Origin of the sequence: Streptomyces sp. NPDC029526, from assembly GCF_040637405.1 — a bacterium.
Taxonomy (GTDB): Bacteria; Actinomycetota; Actinomycetes; order Streptomycetales; family Streptomycetaceae; genus Streptomyces.
The window spans coordinates 100,075-120,619 of record NZ_JBEZWE010000012.1 but is presented as its reverse complement, the minus strand read 5'-3'; the positions used below and the strand labels follow the sequence as shown (position 1 = coordinate 120,619).

The 20,545-nt window shown below is 74.6% G+C and carries 13 protein-coding genes and 1 other RNA gene; 12 read left to right on the top strand and 2 right to left on the bottom strand.

Annotation, left to right across the window (positions count from 1 at the left end):
* Positions 1–35 precede the first annotated feature (35 nt).
* Entirely contained in the window at positions 36–3,653 is a 3,618-nt protein-coding gene (locus AB0F01_RS23315) for an FHA domain-containing protein (RefSeq protein WP_362099032.1), read from the bottom strand.
* 461 nt (positions 3,654–4,114) lie between these two features.
* Here AB0F01_RS23315 and AB0F01_RS23310 point away from each other — a divergent pair, with 461 nt between their 5' ends.
* From AB0F01_RS23310 to AB0F01_RS23295, 4 genes are all read left to right on the top strand, one after another.
* Positions 4,115–5,788: a serine/threonine-protein kinase gene (locus AB0F01_RS23310; RefSeq protein WP_362098948.1), complete on the top strand. Its 1,674-nt coding sequence runs from the start codon at positions 4,115–4,117 to the stop codon at positions 5,786–5,788.
* 638 nt (positions 5,789–6,426) lie between these two features.
* Positions 6,427–7,668, top strand: a complete 1,242-nt coding sequence (locus tag AB0F01_RS23305; protein ID WP_362098945.1) for a serine/threonine-protein kinase — start codon at positions 6,427–6,429, stop codon at positions 7,666–7,668.
* A 490-nt stretch (positions 7,669–8,158) separates the two neighbouring features.
* Positions 8,159–9,265: a peptide chain release factor 2 gene (gene prfB, locus AB0F01_RS23300; protein WP_362098943.1), complete on the top strand. Its 1,107-nt coding sequence runs from the start codon at positions 8,159–8,161 to the stop codon at positions 9,263–9,265.
* Positions 9,266–9,574: 309 nt separating this feature from the next.
* Entirely contained in the window at positions 9,575–10,231 is a 657-nt protein-coding gene (locus AB0F01_RS23295) for an LPXTG cell wall anchor domain-containing protein (protein ID WP_362098940.1), read from the top strand.
* Positions 10,232–10,353: 122 nt separating this feature from the next.
* Here the strand turns inward: AB0F01_RS23295 and AB0F01_RS23290 are convergent, their stop codons facing one another.
* Positions 10,354–10,545, bottom strand: a complete 192-nt coding sequence (locus AB0F01_RS23290; RefSeq protein ID WP_362098937.1) for a hypothetical protein — start codon at positions 10,543–10,545, stop codon at positions 10,354–10,356.
* A gap of 412 nt (positions 10,546–10,957) precedes the next feature.
* Between AB0F01_RS23290 and ftsE the strand changes: the two genes are divergently transcribed.
* From ftsE to AB0F01_RS23250, 8 genes are all read left to right on the top strand, one after another.
* The gene (gene ftsE, locus AB0F01_RS23285) at positions 10,958–11,647 is read left to right on the top strand and encodes a cell division ATP-binding protein FtsE (protein WP_164333262.1); all 690 of its coding nucleotides are present in this window, start codon (positions 10,958–10,960) and stop codon (positions 11,645–11,647) included.
* Positions 11,648–11,689: 42 nt separating this feature from the next.
* Entirely contained in the window at positions 11,690–12,607 is a 918-nt protein-coding gene (ftsX, locus tag AB0F01_RS23280) for a permease-like cell division protein FtsX (RefSeq protein WP_362098934.1), read from the top strand.
* Positions 12,608–12,675: 68 nt separating this feature from the next.
* Positions 12,676–13,854 (top strand): S41 family peptidase, encoded by a 1,179-nt coding sequence (locus AB0F01_RS23275; RefSeq protein ID WP_362098931.1) that lies wholly within the window; start codon positions 12,676–12,678, stop codon positions 13,852–13,854.
* A gap of 45 nt (positions 13,855–13,899) precedes the next feature.
* Entirely contained in the window at positions 13,900–14,379 is a 480-nt protein-coding gene (smpB, locus tag AB0F01_RS23270; protein WP_362098928.1) for an SsrA-binding protein SmpB, read from the top strand.
* A gap of 176 nt (positions 14,380–14,555) precedes the next feature.
* Positions 14,556–14,957: a transfer-messenger RNA gene (ssrA, locus tag AB0F01_RS23265) on the top strand.
* 547 nt (positions 14,958–15,504) lie between these two features.
* Positions 15,505–16,956 carry a hypothetical protein gene (locus tag AB0F01_RS23260; RefSeq protein ID WP_362098925.1) on the top strand — a complete coding sequence of 484 codons (1,452 nt, stop codon included), beginning with the start codon at positions 15,505–15,507 and terminating at the stop codon, positions 16,954–16,956.
* A complete protein-coding gene (locus AB0F01_RS23255; RefSeq protein ID WP_362098922.1) occupies positions 16,956–19,151 on the top strand; it encodes a glycosyltransferase in 2,196 nt (731 codons plus the stop codon). The genes AB0F01_RS23260 and AB0F01_RS23255 overlap by 1 nt, the downstream gene beginning before the upstream one ends.
* 67 nt (positions 19,152–19,218) lie before the next feature.
* Positions 19,219–20,517 (top strand): acyltransferase family protein, encoded by a 1,299-nt coding sequence (locus tag AB0F01_RS23250; protein ID WP_362098919.1) that lies wholly within the window; start codon positions 19,219–19,221, stop codon positions 20,515–20,517.
* Positions 20,518–20,545: the final 28 nt, after the last annotated feature.

Below are 20,545 nucleotides of genomic sequence, written 5' to 3'. Positions count from 1 at the left end.
GTCGTGACGACCAACACCCGTGCCTGGTACGGGAGTTACAGAAGTGACGGAACGTGGGACGCGGCCACCTCCCGGGCGGCCCGCTCCAACGCGCTGGCGAGCAGCGCCAGATCGGTGGGGCCGTTGCCGAGTTCCCGGACCGGGCGGCGGGCCGGGGGGTCGCCCATGCGGTGCCACTCCAGCGGGACCACGGTGGGCCGCAGGGTCGCCGTCCGCGGGATCCGGCCCGTCACCCGCCCGGCCTGCAGCGAGGTCACCCGGCCGTCCGCCCGGGTGAGCCGGCCCCGGCCGGGCGCCGGCTGGTCCGGGCCCGTGGCGGGCGCGTCCAGCGAGACGCGCAGCGAGGCCTGCTTCACCGGTTCGCTCGCCGCCGTACGGGGACACGGCGCGGTCGCCGCTACCAGGTGCACGCCGAGGCGGTGACCGTCCCGCGCGACCGCCTCCAGGGCCCGCAGCACCGAGCCGGCCGCGGGCCGGCCGGGGGAGCCGAGCGCCGGGGACACCAGGGCGTCCAGGTCGTCGACGACGACCACCAGCCGGGGCAGCGGGGGCGCCGCGTCCGCCGCGCGCCGGGCCGCTCCCGGCCGCAGCCGGATGGTGGTGCTGGGCGGGGCGTCCAGGTCGCCCTGGTCGGCGCCGGGGGCGGACGCGGAGCGGTTGCGCTGGGCGACCATGCGGTCCGCCAGCGCCCGCCCGGTGTGCCACTCGGTGAAGTCGGAACGGCCGAGCAGCTCGGCCCGCCGTTTCAGCTCGGCGGTCAGGGACTGGGCGAACTCCCGCATCCGCACCGGGTCGTGGGCCGCGAGGTGGGTGGTGACGTGGGGCACGTCCGTGCACACCCCGAGGCCGTCCACGGGACCGTCGCCCGCACCGCCGGTGCCCCGGCCGTCGACCAGCACGATGCCCAGCCGGTCGGGGCGCTCCGCGGCGGCCAGCGAGGCGACGACGGCGCGCAGCGTCTCGGTGCGGCCGCTGCCGGAGGGGCCCTCGACCAGCAGGTGCGGGCCGTCGGCGGCGAGGTCGGCGACGACCGGGCCCCGGGTCCCGGCGCCCAGCACGGCTCGGGCCCGCCCGCCGAGCGCCTCCGTGTCGTCGACGGCGTCCGCCCAACGGGCCATCAGCGAGGCGGGGGTGGCCCGGGCCAGGCCCAACTCGTCGAGCAGCCGCGCGGACTGCGGCAGCGGCGCGGACACCCGGGTGTGCCGCCCGCCGGACGGGCCGTCCGGGCGCAGCGGGGCCAGGGCGCGGGCGAAGCGTTCCGCCCAGGCCGGGGAGACCGCGTCGACCGTGGCGAGCGTGCCGTGCCCGACCGGGCCGGGTACGGAGCCGGGGGCCGTCGCGGCCACCCGCAGCAGCCGCAGCGTGGTCGCCACGTCCCCGCAGAGCAGGGCGACCGCCCCGCACGCCCGGAACGCCGGCGCCACCGCACAGGCCGCCTCGTACGTCTCGCCCAGCGGCGAGGTGGGCGAGGCGGCGGGCGCCTCGGCCAGGCACACCAGGTGGATCCCGGCCCGCGGCCCCTCCACCGCCAGCCGCGCGACCGCCTCGCGCACGTCGGCGCCCCCGGGGTCGCCGTCCACGACGACCACCGTGAACGGGCCGGGGCCGTCCGCGCCGCCGGTGCCGCGGGCCCAGGACGGGCTGCGGCCGGCGGAGTGTCCGGGGTCGGCGGCCCGTCCGGGGCCGGCGGGCGCCGGGTCGGGCGGGGGCCCGGCTGCGGGCGCGGACGCCTGCTCGTGGTCGGCCAGCCGGCGCAGCAGTTCCCCGGTGCGGGCGGTGGCCTGTTCCCGGTCGTGGGCCAGCAGCAGCCGGCAGTCCTGCCCGTGGCCGGGGCGGACGTGCGGCAGCCAGCCCAGCCAGGCCCACTCGGCGGTGCGCTCCGGCAGCGGGCGGGAGCGGTCCGCGGCGATCAGGACGATCTCCAGCACGTCCGGGGAGTGCAGTGCGGCGAGCTGGGCGAGGACCGCGCGCGCCAGCCCGGCGAGCCGCGCGCGCGGACCGGCCAGGCCGAGGGCGCCCACCTCGCGCAGGCCGGACGTCACGGGAACGGCGGGCAGCAGGCCCGAGCCGTCGGGTGCCGCCCGGTCGGCCGTGCCGAGGCGCACCGCGAGCGCCTCCGGGTGGTCCGGTCCGCGCTCCCACAGCCGGGGGCCGGGGCCCAGCGCGGTCAGCAGCAGGGTGGCCGGGTCGGGCCAGGTGTCCGGCCGGGCGGGGGCGGTGGCCGCCTCCGGTGCGGGGGCGTCCGGGGCGTCGCCATGGTCGTCGGCCTCCGGGGCGGGCTGCTCGGGGCGCTTCCCGGCCAGCCGGCGCGCCCAGGCGCCGAGGCCACCGCGCCTGCGGGCGTCGGCGGGCGGGGGGAGGTCGGTGCCCCGCAGCGGGGTGGCCTTGCGGGTGGCGGCGGGGGAGCCGGGGCCGTCCGCGTCGTCACCGGTGGCGTACGGCGCCGGGGCGGGGGCGGTGTCGGGCCGGATGGCCGCGTCGTTGCCGCGCTGGGCGGGGAAGGGGAGGGCCGCGTCGGCGGCCGGGGTCCGGCCGCCCTCCGGACGTGGGGCATCGGCCGGTGCGCCGTCTCCGGGCCGGCCCGCGTCCGGGGCGCCGTCGGCCGGGCGGGGCCGGGACACCCGCCGCCCCTTGGGCACCCGGGGCAGCTCGCCGCGCGGTGCCACGTGCAGGGTCCGGCCGCCGGGGCCCGGGGCGCGCCGGGTGTCCCGCTGCTCGACGGCCGGCGCCGCGGCCTGCTCCGGCACCGTCGGCGGCCCGGCCGGCTCCCGGTGGCCGCCCGCGGGGCCGCGGTCCGCGGGACCGCCGCTCCAGTGGGCCCCGCCCCGGCCGTGCCCGGTCGGCGCGTCGGGCACCGGCGCGGGACCGGCGGCCCCGCCCGGGGCGCCCTCCCCGCCCGGGCCCGCCGCCTGCGCGGGCACGGAGGCGGTCGGTGCGGAGGCGGCGGGTGCGGGCGCCGTGCCGTCGGCGTCCCCGTGCGACCGCGGCCCGGGCACGCGCACATGGCCCTCGCCGTCGGGGGTGGTCCCGGTCCGGGCGCCGGGCCCGGCCGCCGGGGTGAGACTCAGACTCGACTCGCCGACCCGCAGGAGCGCGCCCGGGGCCAGCCGGACCGGCCGGGGGCCGACCGGACGGCCGTCCAGGGTGGTGCCGTTGGTGGAGCCCAGGTCGGCGACCTGGACGCGGCCGTCGGGCCCCACGGTCACCGCGCAGTGCAGGCGGGAGACGTCCGGGTCGTCGAGCGGTACGTCGGCGTCGGCGGAGCGGCCGACGCGGATCTCACCACCGTGCAGCAGGTGCACCCCGCCCGCGTCCGGACCGGCGACGACGTGCAGCCGGGTCGGGGCCTCGTCCAGCTCGGGGTGCGCCTCGGGCTCGCCGGGGGCGCCCACGGCCAGCACGGCACCGTCGATCAGCGGCGGCTCGCCGAGTGTGCAGCGCCGGGCGTCCAGCCGGTGCCCGCCCGCGTACAGCACGGGGGTGCCCGAGGAACCGGAGCCCTCGGGGCCCGTCACCGCCGAGGCGAGGGCGGAGGCGACCGCGGCCAGGGCGGTGCCCGCGGGCGCCGTCACCAGCACGTCGCAGCTCGCGGCCCGGTCCCGCGCGGGGGAGGAGGATCCCGACGGGTCTACGACGGTCAGCCGGATCTGCATCGCCGTCAGCGGTCCCTTCTGCGCGGGCGCTCGCGACACGGGAGGACGAAAGCCGGTCCCGCGGTCCCCCACCGCGGACTTCCCCCACCGCCACACGCGCACGTACGGCCAGTTCTCCCGGCATCCTCGCACCTGCCACCGACAACGCGCCCGCCCCCCGCCAGCGAATGATCTTGATTGGTCGGCTCTGCCCCCAAAAATGCCTGACCAGTGACGCGTGGATGATCGTTGTGCGCCGACTTGAGATCGGTCACGTCCGGCCCGTGGCAACCAACGGACCACGTCGCACGTCTTTCCCCCGAACCTTCGAACGCCGGCGGGGCCCGGCGCGTAAGGCCCACGGAAGGGACGACGACGAAGTCGTCAGGCCGGTGCCCCGCGTGGCGGCACTACAGTGGGTCGGAACATTCCGCAGCACGGTGGACCACGGTGTACGCCAAGCAAGCAGCAGGGAGCATGACGTGCGGCCGGTAGGCAGCAAGTACCTGCTCGAGGAGCCGCTGGGACGCGGCGCCACGGGCACCGTCTGGCGAGCACGCCAGCGGGAGACCGCGGGCGCCGAGGCGGCCGTGCCCGGACAGCCCGGCGAGACCGTCGCGATCAAGGTCCTCAAGGAGGAGCTGGCGAACGACGCGGACGTCGTGATGCGCTTCCTGCGGGAGCGCAACGTGCTGCTGCGGCTGACCCATCCCAACATCGTCCGGGTCCGCGACCTGGTCGTCGAGGGCGATCTGCTGGCCCTGGTCATGGACCTCGTCGAGGGCCCCGACCTGCACCGCTACCTCCGGGAGAACGGCCCGTTCACCCCGGTCGCCGCCGCGCTGCTGACTGCCCAGATCGCCGACGCGCTCGGCGCCAGCCACGCCGACGGCGTGGTGCACCGCGACCTGAAGCCCGCCAACGTGCTGCTCAAGCAGGACGGCGGCGAGATGCACCCGATGCTGACCGACTTCGGCATCGCCCGCCTCGCCGACTCCCCGGGCCTGACCCGCACCCACGAGTTCGTCGGCACGCCCGCCTACATCGCGCCGGAGTCCGCCGAGGGCCGTCCGCAGACCTCGGCGGTCGACATCTACGGCGCCGGCATCCTGCTGTACGAGCTGGTCACCGGCCGGCCGCCGTTCTCCGGCGGCTCCGCCCTGGAGGTGCTGCACCAGCACCTCAGCGCCGAACCGCGCCGCCCGTCCACCGTCCCCGACCCGCTGTGGACGGTCATCGAGCGCTGCCTGCGCAAGGACCCGGACCAGCGGCCCAGCGCCGAGAACCTGGCCCGCGGCCTGCGGGTCGTCGCCGACGGCATCGGGGTGCACGCGAACTCCGCGCAGATCGGCGCCGCGGAGAACGTCGGCGTCCTCCTCATGCCCGACCCGGCACCCGCCCCGGTGCCGGGCACGCCCGGCACCCCCGGTGCCTCCGACCCCACGCAGGTGCTCCCGCACACCGCGGGCGCCTACGACCCGAACGGCGCCACCAGCGTCCTGCCGCACACCGCGGGCCCCGGCGGCGCGGCGGACCCCACGGCGGTCATGCCCCCGGTGCCCCCCGGCCCGCCCGGCAACAACGGGCAGGGCGGCGGTCCCGAGGACCCGCACCCCTGGCAGAACCAGCTGCGCGCCGCCCGCGACCGCAACGAGCAGACCCAGGTGCAGTACCTGGCCCCCGACGAGGACCCGCTGCGCCGCCGCCCCCAGCGGCAGGTGGCCCGGCCCCAGCAGCCGCCGCCCCAGCAGCCGCCCCAGCGTCGGCCGCAGCCCCAGCAGGGGCCCGGCTACGGACACCCGCAGCAGCACCGCCCGCAGCAGTACGCCCCGCCGCCGCCCCCGCCCCAGCCGCAGCCGCAGCCGCAGCGGTACGCACCGGCCCCCGAGCCGCAGCGTCCGCCGCGCGAGCCCCGGCAGCGGCAGCGCAGCGCCAACCCGATGCGCATCCCCGGGCTCGGCTGCCTGAAGGGCTGCCTGTTCACGCTCGTCATCTTCTTCGTGGCGGGCTGGCTGATCTGGGAGCTGACCCCGCTGCAGGACTGGATCGGCACCGGCAAGGGCTACTGGGCCCAGCTGACCGACTGGTTCAGCACGGCCACGGACTGGGTCCAGAACCTGGGCAGCGGGTCGGACGGCGGCACGGGCACCCCCTGACGGGACACCGGCAGCCCTGAGAGGTGACCGGGACGCGGCGGACCCCCGCAGGGGCCCGGCCGGAAGCGTCCTGGGCGGCCGGGTGCGGTGCGGCCCGGCCGGGAGGCTCTCCCGGCCGTGCCCGGTCCGGTGGGTTCCGCCGGCCGACGGGCGTCCCCGACGGGCGTCCGGGGCCACAGGCCCCGAAGACCGGGCACTCCAGCCGCACCCGATCCCGCGAACGCGGCCGTGCCGCGGCCCCGAGGCCGGGCACTCCACCGGCACCCGACCCCGCGAACGCGGCCGTGCCGCGGAACGAGGTGTCCGGCGGATCGGGGCGCTCCGGTGGGAGCGACGCTTCCGGGAGCGGGGTGTTCGGGAGGAAACGGGGCGTTCGGGAGGATCGGAGCGCTTCGGGAGCGCTTCGCCGGGAAGGGAACGCTCCCGGGGCGGGGTGCTCCGCCGGATCAGGCCGTTCCCGTGCACCGCGGACGGGCGTCCGGCCGGAATTCGCCCCCGGCCGCCGCCCCCCGAGGGCACTTCCGACACGCCGAGCCTGCCGATTTGTCGACACCCGGCGGGTGATTTCCGCCTCCGCCGTGAAGGTTGCCTCCCCGGACGCGTAGCTTTGGCGACAACACGCGTCGGTAGGAGCAGTCTTGGCACGGAAGATCGGCAGCCGGTACACCGCCCACCAGATCCTCGGGCGGGGCAGCGCCGGCACGGTGTGGCTGGGTGAGGGGCCCGAGGGGCCGGTGGCCATCAAGCTGCTGCGCGAGGACCTCTCCTCCGACGAGGAACTCGTCGGACGGTTCGTGCAGGAACGGACCGCGCTGCTCGGCCTGGAGCACCCGCACGTGGTCTCGGTGCGCGATCTGGTCGTCGACGGCAACGACCTCGCGCTCGTCATGGACCTGGTCCGGGGGACCGACCTGCGGACCCGCCTCGACCGGGAGCGCCGGCTCGCCCCGGAGGCGGCCGTGGCGATCGTCGCGGACGTCGCCGACGGGCTGGCGGCAGCGCACGCCGCCGGGGTGGTGCACCGCGACGTCAAGCCGGAGAACGTCCTGCTGGACATGCAGGGCCCGCTCGGCCCCGGCGGTTCGCACCGCGCCCTGCTGACCGACTTCGGCGTGGCCAAGCTGATCGACACCCCCCGCCGCACCCGCGCCACGAAGATCATCGGAACACCGGACTACCTGGCCCCGGAGATCGTGGAGGGCCTGCCGCCGCGCGCCTCCGTCGACATCTACGCCCTGGCCACGGTCCTGTACGAGCTGCTGGCCGGCTTCACGCCGTTCGGCGGCGGGCACCCGGGCGCGGTGCTGCGCCGGCACGTCACCGAGTCGGTCGTCCCGCTGCCCGGGATCCCGGACGAGCTGTGGCAGCTGCTGGTGCAGTGCCTGGCGAAGGCCCCCGCCTCCCGGCTGCGCGCCTCCGAGCTCGGGGCCCGGCTGCGCGAGCTGCTCCCGCTGCTGGCGGGCATGCCCCCGCTGGACGTGGACGAGCCGGGCACCGAACCGGCCGAGGAGGTTCCGCAGGACGCCGCCCCCGCCGCCCCGGCCGCCGGGCAGCCGGTGCGCCGCCGGGGAGCGGTGCCGCTGGTGCCGGGTGCCAAGCCCGCCGACTCCAACCGCGACACGCACACGTCGATGCGGGTCCCGGCCCCTGACGAACTGGCCGGCGGCGCCCGCGGCACCGCCCGCGCACCCCGGGCGGCCGGTGCCCCGCGTCCCGGCTCGGCCCGCAACCGCGCGGTCGCCCGACGCCGCCGGATCACCCTGGCCGCCGCCGCGGTGGTGCTCGCCGCCGCCCTCGGGGTCGGCGCCTGGCTGGCCACGGCGGACGACGACACCACCACCCCCCAGGACACCCGGAACTCCGCACCCTCGACGCCCTGACCGCGCTTCCGCAGCCCCTCCACGGCCCCGCGACGCCGAGCCCGCCCACCCGGCCCCCGGCGGGACCCGAGCCCGCCGGGCGTCCCGCACGGCGGGCTGACGGACTCGGGCCCCACGGGGGCGCGCAGGACCCCGCCACCGGTCCGGCGGTCGGGTCCCAGGCTGCTCCGGACGGTTGCCTGGGTGCTCCGGACGGTTGCCCAGGACGTTCCCCGGGCCCGTTCCGGCCCGTTCCCCGGGCCCGTTCCGGCCCGTTCCCCGGGCCCGCCCCGAGCTGCCCCCGTACCTGCTCCGCGCCCCTCCAAGCCGCCCCCGGACCGCCGCCAGACCGCCCTCACGCCGCCCTCACGCCGCCCCCGGGCCGTCCGGGGCTTCGGCCCAGGCCGCGGCCCCGGCCAGGGATCCGCGCCCTCCGCCCGCCCGCGGGCCGTGGTCCCGCCCGTGCCGGACCCGGCGTGGGCCGGGCGGCGGAACCGTTACGCTGGAGGGCGTGGCAGTCGTCGATGTATCCGAAGAGCTGAAGTCCCTCTCCTCGACCATGGAGTCGATCGAGGCCGTCCTGGACCTCGACCGGATGAGGGCAGATATCGCCGTGCTCGAGGAGCAGGCGGCCGCGCCGTCCCTGTGGGACGACCCGGAAGCGGCGCAGAAGATCACCAGCAAGCTCTCCCACCTCCAGGCCGAGGTCCGGAAGGCGGAGGCGCTGCGCGGCCGGATCGACGATCTCGGGGTGCTCTTCGAGATGGCCGAGGAGGAGAACGACCCGGACACCCGCGCCGAGGCCGAGTCCGAGCTCGAGGCCGTCCGCAAGGCGCTGGACGAGATGGAGGTCCGCACCCTCCTGTCCGGCGAGTACGACGCCCGTGAGGCCCTGGTCAACATCCGTGCCGAGGCCGGCGGCGTCGACGCGGCCGACTTCGCCGAGAAGCTGCAGCGGATGTACCTGCGCTGGGCCGAGCAGCACGGCTACAAGACGGAGATCTACGAGACGTCGTACGCCGAGGAGGCCGGCATCAAGTCGACCACCTTCGCCGTGCAGGCGCCCTACGCCTACGGCACGCTCTCCGTCGAGCAGGGCACCCACCGCCTGGTGCGCATCTCGCCCTTCGACAACCAGGGCCGCCGCCAGACCTCGTTCGCGGGCGTCGAGGTGCTCCCGGTCGTCGAGCAGTCCGACCACGTCGACATCGACGAGTCCGAGCTGCGGGTGGACGTCTACCGGTCGTCCGGACCCGGCGGTCAGGGTGTGAACACCACCGACTCCGCGGTCCGCATCACGCACATCCCCACCGGCATCGTGGTCTCCTGCCAGAACGAGCGGTCCCAGATCCAGAACCGCGCCACCGCCATGAACGTCCTCCAGGCCAAGCTGCTGGAGCGGCGCCGCCAGGAGGAGCAGGCCAAGATGGACGCCCTCAAGGGCGACGGCGGCAACTCGTGGGGCAACCAGATGCGTTCGTACGTGCTGCACCCGTACCAGATGGTCAAGGACCTGCGCACCGACCACGAGGTCGGTAACCCCGAGTCCGTGTTCAACGGTGAGATCGACGGTTTCCTGGAGGCCGGGATTCGCTGGCGCAAGCAGCGGGACAAGTAGGACCCTGCGCCCCTGAGCGCTTTGTCGACATGGCAACTGCCGCCCTCGTGGCGGCATTTGTCGTTCCGGCGTCCGAAACGAGCACCTTTTGCGTCACACTTGCGTGTTCCTCGTTCGGCAAAGCGCACGTACGGGGACATCGCGTACGCAACGGCCTTGACGTTCTTTTGGAAAATCGGAAGGGTGCGGGGTGGCATGCGCATCTCCGGGGCGCATGTGAACCGGGGGACGCGTCATCGCAGTTGACCCCCGTCGATCACGGCCCCGGGCGCGGCCTCATCGACGATTCAGCTACTGGGGGTAGCACGTATGACGAAGAAGACGCGGGTCCGCGTCGCACGCATCGCAGCCGGCGCCGTGGTCGCCGCGGGTGCGTCGCTGATGGTGGCGGGTGTCGCTCAGGCCGATCCGATCGTGCCCGACCCGAGCTGCGGCATCGTCGGCACCGACCCGGCCTGCGAGGACGACGGCGGGGAGCCGGGTAACCCTGGCGGTGGTGACGGCGAGCCGGGCAACCCCGGCGGCGGTGACGGCGAGCCGGGCAACCCCGGCGGCGGTGACGGTGACGAGGAGCCGGGCAACCCCGGCGGCGGTGACGGGGAGCCGGGTATTCCCGGCGGTGGTGACGGCGGCGAGGAGCCGGGCAACCCGGGCGGCGGTGACGAGGACCCCATCGAGGAGCCCACCGAGAAGCCGACCACTCCCGGCGACAAGGGCGACGACGACGCCGGCACCACCCCGGCCGGGGGCAACGGCCCCTCCGCCCAGGACCAGGGCTCCTCGGCCCTGACCGACACCGGTGACGCGCCCGCCACCTCCGCCCAGGGCAGCGGTGACGAGCTCGCCGAGACCGGTGCCGCCGAGATGACCTTCCTGGTGATCGGCGCCGCCACGATGATCGCCGGCGGTATCGGCTTCCGGGTGCTGCCGCGTCTGATGACCGGCCGCGGGGGCGCCGCCGCCTGACGGTGACGGCACCCGCACGCACCGTGCGCGGAACATGAAGGAGGGGCCCGGAGCGCAGCGCGCTCCGGGCCCCTCCTCGTGCGTCTCGTGGTCGCCCCTGGCGCACGGGGCCGCCGGAGTGGTCAGGCGGTCCCGTGCGCCAGCAGGGCCACCGCCGCCACCAGCACCGCCAGCAGGGCGATCAGCATCATGGGGTTGAGGCCCGCGAAGAAGCTGTCCTGCTGCAGCCGCTCACGGTTCGCGCGGCACACCGGGCACCGGCCCTCGTTCACGGGCGCAGCGCAGTTCGCGCACACCAGCCGGTCGTACGTCATGCGCTCGCCTCCTCGCAGCGGTCCCACTCGTACAACGTCCGCGACGCCGCGAACGTTCCCCCTCCCACTGTGCCAGGTCCCCTGGGGATCGGCGCGGCCCGCCCCCGGAACCCCCACCCCGTGGTACGGGGGGACGCTCCACCGTGCCGCCGCGGAGCACGCGGTCCGTGCCGCCGGGGAGCCGCGTCCCGCTCGCCCTTCCGGCGACCGGAAGGCCCGGAGACCGGGAGACCGGGAGGCCCGGAGACCGGGCGACCGGGAGGCCGGGAGACCGGGGGCCGGGAGGCCGCGCGCCGCGGCACATGCCTCACATAGGGCGCAACTGCGGCGTAACCCCGGCCGGTGACTGCGGGCGGCCTTCCGCTTCGCGTAAGGTCACGCTCATCTACCCCCGGCGACCCGTGGTGCATCCGTGATCCGATTCGACAACGTCTCCAAGGTCTACCCCAAACAGAACCGTCCAGCCCTCCGGGACGTCTCCCTGGAGGTCGAGAAGGGCGAGTTCGTGTTCCTGGTGGGGTCCTCCGGCTCCGGAAAGTCCACCTTCCTGCGGCTGATCCTCCGCGAGGAGCGGGCCAGCCACGGCCAGGTGCACGTCCTGGGCAAGGACCTGGCCCGCGTCTCCAACTGGAAGGTGCCGCAGATCCGGCGCCAGCTGGGGACGGTGTTCCAGGACTTCCGCCTGCTGCCCAACAAGACGGTGGGCGAGAACGTGGCCTTCGCCCAGGAGGTCATCGGCAAGTCGCGCGGGGAGATCCGCAAGTCCGTGCCGCAGGTCCTCGACCTGGTCGGGCTCGGCGGCAAGGAGGACCGGATGCCGGGCGAGCTGTCCGGCGGTGAGCAGCAGCGCGTGGCCATCGCCCGGGCCTTCGTCAACCGGCCCAAGCTGCTGATCTGCGACGAGCCCACCGGCAACCTCGACCCCCAGACGTCCGTCGGCATCATGAAGCTGCTCGACCGCATCAACCGGACGGGCACCACCGTGGTGATGGCGACGCACGACCAGAACATCGTGGACCAGATGCGCAAGCGCGTGATCGAGCTGGAGAAGGGCCGCCTCGTCCGCGACCAGGCCCGCGGCGTCTACGGCTACCAGCACTGATCACCCCCGATCGCGTCCCCCATAAGGCCTGAAGGACCCGCCATGCGCGCCCAGTTCGTTCTGTCGGAGATCGGCGTCGGTCTCCGCCGCAACCTGACGATGACCTTCGCGGTCGTCGTCTCCGTCGCCCTCTCGCTCGCCCTGTTCGGCGGCTCGCTCCTGATGAGCGACCAGGTCAACACGATGAAGGGCTACTGGTACGACAAGGTCAACGTCTCGATCTTCCTGTGCAACAAGAGCGACGCGGAGACCGACCCCAACTGCGCCAAGGGTGCGGTGACCGAGGACCAGAAGAAGCAGATCAAGACCGACCTGGAGAAGATGTCGGTCGTCGACACGGTCGCCCACGAGACGCAGGACCAGGCCTACAAGCACTACAAGGAGCAGTTCGGCGACTCCCCGCTGGCCAGCTCGCTGACGCCGGACCAGATGCAGGAGTCGTACCGCATCAAGCTGACCGACCCGGAGAAGTACCAGGTCATCGCGACTGCCTTCGACGGCCGGGACGGCGTGCAGTCCGTGCAGGACCAGAAGGGCATCCTGGACAACCTCTTCGGCCTGCTGAACGGCATGAACTGGGCCGCCCGCATGGTGATGGCGCTGATGCTGGTCGTGGCGCTGATGCTGATCGTCAACACGGTGCGCGTCTCGGCGTTCAGCCGGCGGCGCGAGACCGGCATCATGCGCCTGGTCGGCGCCTCGGGCTTCTACATCCAGGCGCCGTTCATCATGGAGGCCGCCGTCGCCGGACTCATCGGCGGCACGCTCGCCTGCGCCTTCCTGGTGGTCGGCCGGTACTTCATCATCGACAACGGCCTCGCCCTGTCGGAGAAGCTGAACCTGATCAACTTCATCGGCTGGGACGCGGTGTTGACGAAGCTGCCGCTCATCCTCGCGACGAGTCTCCTGATGCCGGCGGTGGCCGCGTTCTTCGCGCTGCGCAAGTACCTGAAGGTGTGACTCTTCCCCGTGAGGGGCGCGCGGCCAACGGGCCGTGCGCCCCTCGACCTTGTCCTAGACTCACCGGCATGTCAGGTCGTGACCTGTTCTGTCGGCCCCGTCGCCCGCGTCGTGGAGCCGCCCTGACCCTGGTGTTCGCGAGCGTGCTGGTCGCCGGTGCCGCCACCGGCAGTCTGCCCGGCGTCGACCCGGAGGCCACGGCGGACGGCGCCCGCCCGGCGCTCCCCGCCGGGCACCACACCGAGGTGAGCGAGGCGGTCGCGGAGGCGGTGGCCGACGGCACCTCGCCCGTGGAGGCCGCGCGGCGCGCCGTCAGCCGCAGCGGGGACCGCTGGGCCGCCGTCTACTCCCCGGGCGAGTACGAGGAGTTCGAGGACACCCTGGACGGGCAGTACACCGGCGTCGGCCTGTGGGCCCGCGCCCGGGACGGCCGCATCGAGGTGACCCGGGTGGGCGGGGGCACCCCCGCCGACCGCGCCGGCATCCGGGCGGGCGACCGGCTGCGCAGCGTCGACGGCGCCCGGGTCGACGGGCGGCCCGTCACCGAGGTCGTCTCCTTACTGCGCGGCGACGGCACGGACGCCCGGGCCGGCACGACCGTCCGCCTCGGCCTGGAGCGGGCCGGACGGACCTGGAGCGAGACCGTGCGCCGGGTGCGGCTGTCACGGGACTCCGTCGCCACGCGGGAGCTGGCCCCCGAGGTCACCCTCGTCACGGTCGGCGCCTTCACCAAGGGCTCGGGGGAGCAGGTGCGCACCGCCGTCCGCGAGGCCCCGGCCGACGCCGGGATCGTCCTGGACCTGCGCGGCAACTCCGGCGGACTGGTCGCCGAGGCCGTCACCGCCGCCTCCGCCTTCCTCGACGGCGGCCTGGTCGCCACCTACGACGTCGACGGCGAACAGCGCGCCCTGCACGCCGACCACGGGGGCGACACCGGCAGACCGCTGGTCGCCCTCGTCGACGGCGGGACGATGAGCGCGGCCGAACTGCTCACCGGTGCCCTGCAGGACCGCGGGCGGGCGGTCGTGGTGGGCACCCGCACCTTCGGCAAGGGCTCCGTCCAGATGCCGAGCCGGCTGCCGGACGGCTCGGTCGCCGAACTGACCGTCGGCCACTACCGCACCCCGTCCGGCCGGGGCGTCGACGGCCGCGGCATCACCCCGGACGTCGAGGCCGAGGACGCGGCGCTGGACCGGGCCACCACCGTGCTGCGGGGCCTCGGCCGCCAGGACCCGCCCCGCCCGTAAACGGCTTCCCCCCGACCCCCCGCTCAGTGCGAAGATGGCTGCACTATGGCTAAGGAAAAAGGGCGCAAGCTGATCGCGCAGAACAAGAAGGCGCGGCACGACTACCACATCATCGACACCTACGAGGCCGGCCTGGTCCTCACCGGTACCGAGGTGAAGTCGCTGCGTCAGGGCAGGGCGTCGCTGGCGGACGGCTTCGTCCAGCTCAGCGACCACGAGGCGTGGCTGCACAACGTGCACGTACCGGAGTACAGCCAGGGCACCTGGACCAACCACAGCGCACGCCGCAAGCGGAAGCTGCTGCTGCACCGCGCGGAGATCGACAAGCTGGAGTCCAAGTCCCAGGAGACGGGGCACACCATCGTGCCCCTGGCGCTGTACTTCAAGGACGGCCGCGCGAAGATCGAGATCGCGCTGGCGAAGGGCAAGAAGGAGTACGACAAGCGCCAGACGCTGCGGGAGAAGCAGGACCGCCGCGAGGCCGAGCGGGCGATCTCGGCGGTCCGCCGCAAGCAGCGCGCGTAGGCCGGTGTCCGGCGCGTGCCCGCGACGCCGGCACCGCGCCCGTCGGTGCGGCAGTCCGGCGGGCCCCGGCCTGCGCGGGAATACGCTGGCACCGACCCGCGTTGGTCACGTACGATGGCACCAGCGCCCCATGGAGGGCGCGAGGCCCCTCCTCGGAGGGTTTGAAAAAACAACATGGGGATGATCGGTTTCGACAGCGGATGTCGAAGCAGGGGAAGCGTGTCGAGGAAGCGGCCATGATCTCGTAAACCACAGGCCGAAAAAAATAATCGCCAATTCCAAGCGATCCATCTCCCAGGGCGAGCTCGCCCTCGCTGCCTGATCCAGGTAGCGAGTAGCGGCTCCCCTATCTAAGGGAGTGTCAGCCCGGGGGTGTTCCCGACCCGGATCCTGGCATCATTGAGGGAACTAAACCTTGATCCCGGTCACGGGGTGAAAAGGGAAATCACACAGTGACTGGGCCCGTCGGAGACTTGTCGGCGTGATCTCCGGGGCCGAGAAAAGCACAGCCGACTGCACACGGAGAAGCCCTGGTTCCGCACCGTTGGACGCGGGTTCGATTCCCGCCATCTCCACTTGCCCCATGTGGGCGAAGGCCCCGTCGCGTCAGCGGCGGGGCCTTCGTCGTTCCACCGGCACCGCAGCAGGAGGGTGGTGCGCGCGGCCGACGTGTGACGCGACGCGATGTGACCTGTGTCCGGTGTCGGGTGGCCGGTCTTCGGTGGATCATGGCCGGATCCTGGCGCGTGGCGGACGGCCCTGGCGACGGCGCCCGCGCCGGCCGGCCGTCCCGGGCGGGACGGCCCCTCCGCTGCCGGTGCCCGCTCGCACCTCTCGTGTCGCTCCTCGTCCTCCAGTACGGGTCCCTTCCCGGTATGTCCGGTATCGGGGGACATCTGGACCGAAAGAATCCGGCCACCGTCTCTGTCCTGGTGTCTTCCCCGGTCTGTCTCACGACCGCTACGAATCACCACGCGGCGAACACAGGACCTCCGCGTGCGCTACATTCAACGCCCGAGCACAGTGTGATAAACGGGGCGCTCGGAGCGGGTGGGGGCCCGGTCCGCGACGCGTGCTCGGGTCGAACGCGCACCCGGATCTGTCCCTGGGGGGAAGTGCGTGCGCGTGAAAGCTTGGCGAGAAGACGCCCAACCGGAGCGTTCCGACGGTGCGTCACCGGCCGACAAGGTGCTGAGCACCGGCCGTGACGCCGCCTCCGAAGCCTCCGAAGCCTGCGAAGCCTCTGAAGCTGCCGAGACGTCCGGTGCATCCGGTGCCGGCCGCGGGGCTCCCGGCCCGGGTGCCGCCGCCGACGACTCCGGTGTCGACGACTCCGGTGTCGACGACTCGGGTGTCGACGACTCCCACGTCGAGGACTCCGCTCCGGGCGGTTCCGATTCCGACGTCCCCGGGTCCGACGTCTCCGGCGGCCCCGGGGCTCCCGGCGACGACCGGACCACGGCCCTGCGGGTGCCGGCCCCGCGCACCGCACGGCCCACGACCCCGCTGCCGAGGACCCCGGCGCCCCTGTCGAAGACCCCGGCGCCCTCGCTGCTGAAGCCCTCGTCGGCCTCGTTGCCGACGACCCCGCTGCCCGGCCGTGCCTCCGGCGGAGCCGCCACCGCCCCGTCGCCGGGCCGTGCCTCTGGCGGAGCCGCCACCGTCCCGTCGCTCGGTCGTGCCCCCGGCGGAGCCGCCACCGTCCCGCCGCCCGGCCGTGCCCACGGCGGGCCCGCCACCCTCCCGCCGCCCGGCTCCGGGAGCCCGGTGCGCGACCCCTGGCAGGAGGACGACGCCACGGACGCGGAGCCGGGGGACCACACCCACGACCCGCACGAGGTCACCGTCCAGCTCGACTCCGTGCAGTTCACGGACGGCGTGCTGCGCCGGACCCCCGGCGGCCGGGGCGGCGGGGCGGAGCCCTCGGACGGGCCCGTCTTCGTCGACGAGTCCGGCCGGCGCGGGCGCCGCTACCGCAGGATCGGCCTGACCGTCGGACTGGCCTGCGCCGGGTACGCCGTCGTCATCGTCGCCACCCTGCTGTCCGGCAACTCCGACGCCCCCTGGCTGCCCGTCCCGGGCCAGCAGCAGGACACGCCCGCCGGGAAGGTCGAGACCTCGCCGGACGCGGCGGAGTCCGACGGTGTCCCCGGCTCCGGCGCCAGCCTCGGCCCGGGCGGCCTGCCCGACGCGGGCGACCTCACCCTGCCGACGCCGGGCGCCAGCCTCCCCGCACCCGGGGCGACCGCCCGCCAGGACGCCGGCGGCGCACGCACCACGGCACCGGTCCCCGGCTCCTCCGGCCGCGCGACGAAGCCGGCCCCCGACGGCGCCGCCGACCCCACCCCGTCGGCCCCGCCCGCGACCACGGTCGCCCCTCCGCCCGCCAGCACCCCGGCGGAGGAGCCCCCGCCCGTGACGACCGACCCGGCAGGCGGTGGCGGGGACGACGGCGCGGACACCGACGACGTCGCCGACGCCCCCGCCGGCCCGCCCGTCGTGGCCGCGGAGAGCCCCGACGCCCCGCAGGCCCCGTCCGACCCGTCCGCCGCACCGTCCCCGGAGCACGTCCTCTGATGGCCATCCGCACCCGCCGCCCGGGAACCGCGGCCGCGGCCCGGGGCGGTTCCCGGCGACGCCGCCTGCCTCTGCGCCTGCTGCTGCCGCTGCTGTTCCTCGTCGCCCTGATGGCGATGCTGCTGCTGCGCGGCTTCGTGCACAGCGAGATCCTCGCCGACCACCGCGTCCAGCCCCCGGTCGCCTCCGACCAGGTGCCGGAGAAGGTCCTCGACGGAGGCCCGGTCATCGACACCCGGGGCGGCCGCGCGGAGACCCTCCAGGTGCCCGACCGCCATCTGGTGCTCACCTTCGACGACGGCCCCGACCCCGTGTGGACACCGCAGGTCCTCGACGTGCTGAAGCGGCACGACGCGCACGCCGTCTTCTTCGTCACCGGCACCATGGCCTCCCGCTACCCGGACCTCGTCCAGCGCATGGTCGACGAGGGCCACGAGATCGGCCTGCACACCTTCAACCACCCCGATCTCGCCCTCCAGTCGGACCGCCGCATCGACTTCGAGCTGTCCCAGACCCAGCTCGCCATCACCGGCGCGGCCGGCATCCGCACCTCCCTGTTCCGGCCGCCCTACTCCTCGCAGGCCGGCGCCATGGACAACCGGTCCTGGCCGGTGGCGCAGTACATCGGGGAACGCGGTTACATCACCGTGGTCAACACCCACGACAGCGAGGACTGGCGCAAGCCCGGCGTCGAGGAGATCATCCGGCGGTCCACGCCCGAGGACGGCAAGGGCGGCATCGTCCTGATGCACGACTCCGGCGGCGACCGCGGGCAGACGGTGCGGGCGCTCGACCGGATGCTCCCCGACCTCAAGGACCGGGGCTACTCCTTCGACAACCTCACCGAGGCCCTGGACGCGCCCAGCGCGCACAGCCCGGTGACCGGCCCGGACCTGTGGAAGGGCAAGGCCTGGGTGTTCCTCGTCCAGGCCAGCGACTCGATCACCGGCGTGCTGGTGGTCGGCCTGGCCGTCGTCGGCTTCCTGGTCATCGCCCGGTTCCTGCTGATGCTGCTGCTGTCCGCCCTGCACGCCCGCAAGGTGCGCCGCAGGGGCTTCGCCTGGGGGCCGCCGGTCACCGAGCCGGTGTCGGTGCTGGTCCCGGCGTACAACGAGGCCAAGTGCATCGAGAACACGGTGCGTTCACTGATGGCGAGCGACCACCCCATCGAGGTGATCGTCATCGACGACGGCTCCAGCGACGGCACCGCGCGCATCGTGGAGAACCTCGGCCTGCCGAACGTCCGGGTGGTGCGCCAGCTCAACGCGGGCAAGCCCGCGGCGCTCAACCGCGGGGTGGCCAACGCCCGCCACGACATCATCGTGATGATGGACGGCGACACCGTCTTCGAACCGACCACCGTGCGCGAACTCGTGCAGCCCTTCGGCGACCCGCGCGTCGGCGCGGTCGCCGGCAACGCCAAGGTCGGCAACAAGGACAAGCTGATCGGCGCCTGGCAGCACATCGAGTACGTGATGGGCTTCAACCTCGACCGCCGGATGTACGACGTCCTGCGGTGCATGCCCACCATCCCCGGTGCCGTCGGCGCGTTCCGCCGCTCGGCGCTGGAGCGGGTCGGCGGCATGAGCGACGACACGCTCGCCGAGGACACCGACATCACGATGGCCATCCACCGCGACGGCTGGAAGGTGGTCTACGCCGAGAACGCCCGCGCCTGGACCGAGGCCCCGGAGTCGGTGCAGCAGCTGTGGTCCCAGCGCTACCGCTGGTCCTACGGCACCATGCAGGCCATCTGGAAGCACCGCAGGGCCCTGGTCGAACGGGGACCCTCGGGCCGCTTCGGCCGGGTCGGCCTGCCGCTGGTGTCGCTGTTCATGGTGCTGGCACCGCTGCTGGCCCCGCTGATCGACGTGTTCCTCATCTACGGCCTGGTCTTCGGCCCCACCGGCAAGACCGTCCTGGCCTGGTTCGGCGTCCTCGCCATCCAGGCGGCCTGCGCGGCCTACGCGTTCGTCCTCGACAAGGAGAAGCTCACCCCGCTGCTCTCCCTGCCGCTCCAGCAGATCCTCTACCGGCAGCTGATGTACGTCGTGCTGCTGCAGTCCTGGATCACCGCGCTCACCGGCGGCCGGCTGCGCTGGCAGAAGCTGCGCCGCAAGGGCGGTGTGTCCGCACCGCCGGGGGCCGCCGAGATCCCCTCCCAGCAGGTACGGGACGGCCGCCCGGTGGCCTGAGCGCCGTCCCCTCCCGCCCCCGGCCGGCGCCCGTCGGCCGGGGCACGACCAGGAAGCCCCGCACCGCATGACGACCACCGGCCTGCCGTCCCCCCGGGACGGCGCCCCCGGCCCGGACGAACCGCCCGGGCCCCCGACCGTCGAACCGGCGGACCCGACCGGTCCGGCTGACCCGGCTCGACCGGCCGCACCGCCTCCCGCGCGCGACCGCTACTTCGACCTGCTGCGCGCGGTCGCCCTGTTCCGCGTCGTCCTCTACCACCTGACGGGCTGGGCCTGGCTGCCCGTCCTCTTCCCGTCCATGGGCGTGATGTTCGCCCTGGCCGGCCACCTCGTGGCCCGCTCGCTGAAGCGGCCCGCCGTCCAGGTCGTCCGCGGGCGCCTGCGCCGTCTGCTGCCCCCGCTGTGGCTGCTCGGCGCGATCGGCGTGACCGGCATGCTGGCCCAGGGCTGGAGCCCGGACGACGACGGCCACCCCGGCTGGTGGTTCCTCCACCTCGGCTTCTGGATCCTGCCGCTCAGCGACCCGCCGTACGCCGAGGGCCTGCCCGGCGTCCACGGCGTCCTCGGCGAGGACTGGGCCGCGGAACTCGCCGGCCCGCTCTGGTACCTCCGCGCCTACCTGTGGTTCGTGCTGCTCTCCCCGTACCTGCTGAAGCTGCTGCGCGCGCTGCCCTGGGCGGCGATCCTCGCCCCGCTCGCACTGTCCGGCGTGCTCCACCTCGGCTGGATCTCCCTGCCGGGCGAGCGCGTCGACTCGGCGCTCACCGACTTCAGCACCTTCGGCGCCTGCTGGATCCTCGGCATGGCCCACCAGCAGGGCGTCCTCAGGCGCCTGCCGCAGTACGTGGTGCCGTCGCTGGCCCCGCTCATCGCCTGCGCGGGCCTGTGGTACGCCTTCCGCGACGGCTTCGGCACCGGCCACGACCTGGACTCCATCCCCCCGGCGCAGGCCCTGTGGTCCTTCGGCACCGTCCTGCTGCTCCTCCACCTGAGCCCCTCGTGGAGCGAGTGGCCGCGCCGGCTGCGCCGCTGGGACCGGCCGGTCACCCTGCTCAACTCCCGCGCGGTGACCGTCTACCTCTGGCACAACGTGTGCATCCTGACCGCCGCCACCCTCTACGACCGGCTGTGGGGCTTCGAGACGCTGGAACGCCATGTGCCCTGGCTGCTGGAGAGCATCTGGCCGGTGCTGCTCCTGACCTGGATCCTGATCGCCGGCTGCGTGGTGGCCTTCGGCTGGGCCGAGGACCTCGCCGCCAAGCGCCGGCCCCGCCTGTGGCCGGACGGACGCCGAGGGGGCCGCCGCCACGGAGGACGCACCGGGGGTGAGAGCGGAGGCGCCGCACGTCATGCCCTGCGCTGACGGCCACAGCGGGCAACTCCGACGCCCC

What these genes read in the sequence shown, in the direction of transcription:
- AB0F01_RS23290 (WP_362098937.1), bottom strand. Translation starts at nt 10,545, where the DNA reads ATGACGTACGACCGGCTGGTGTGCGCGAACTGCGCTGCGCCCGTGAAC.
- AB0F01_RS23250 (WP_362098919.1), top strand. Translation starts at nt 19,219, where the DNA reads ATGACGACCACCGGCCTGCCGTCCCCCCGGGACGGCGCCCCCGGCCCG.
- AB0F01_RS23315 (WP_362099032.1), bottom strand. Translation starts at nt 3,653, where the DNA reads ATGCAGATCCGGCTGACCGTCGTAGACCCGTCGGGATCCTCCTCCCCC.
- AB0F01_RS23295 (WP_362098940.1), top strand. Translation starts at nt 9,575, where the DNA reads ATGACGAAGAAGACGCGGGTCCGCGTCGCACGCATCGCAGCCGGCGCC.
- AB0F01_RS23275 (WP_362098931.1), top strand. Translation starts at nt 12,676, where the DNA reads ATGTCAGGTCGTGACCTGTTCTGTCGGCCCCGTCGCCCGCGTCGTGGA.
- AB0F01_RS23255 (WP_362098922.1), top strand. Translation starts at nt 16,956, where the DNA reads ATGGCCATCCGCACCCGCCGCCCGGGAACCGCGGCCGCGGCCCGGGGC.
- smpB (WP_362098928.1), top strand. Translation starts at nt 13,900, where the DNA reads ATGGCTAAGGAAAAAGGGCGCAAGCTGATCGCGCAGAACAAGAAGGCG.
- ftsX (WP_362098934.1), top strand. Translation starts at nt 11,690, where the DNA reads ATGCGCGCCCAGTTCGTTCTGTCGGAGATCGGCGTCGGTCTCCGCCGC.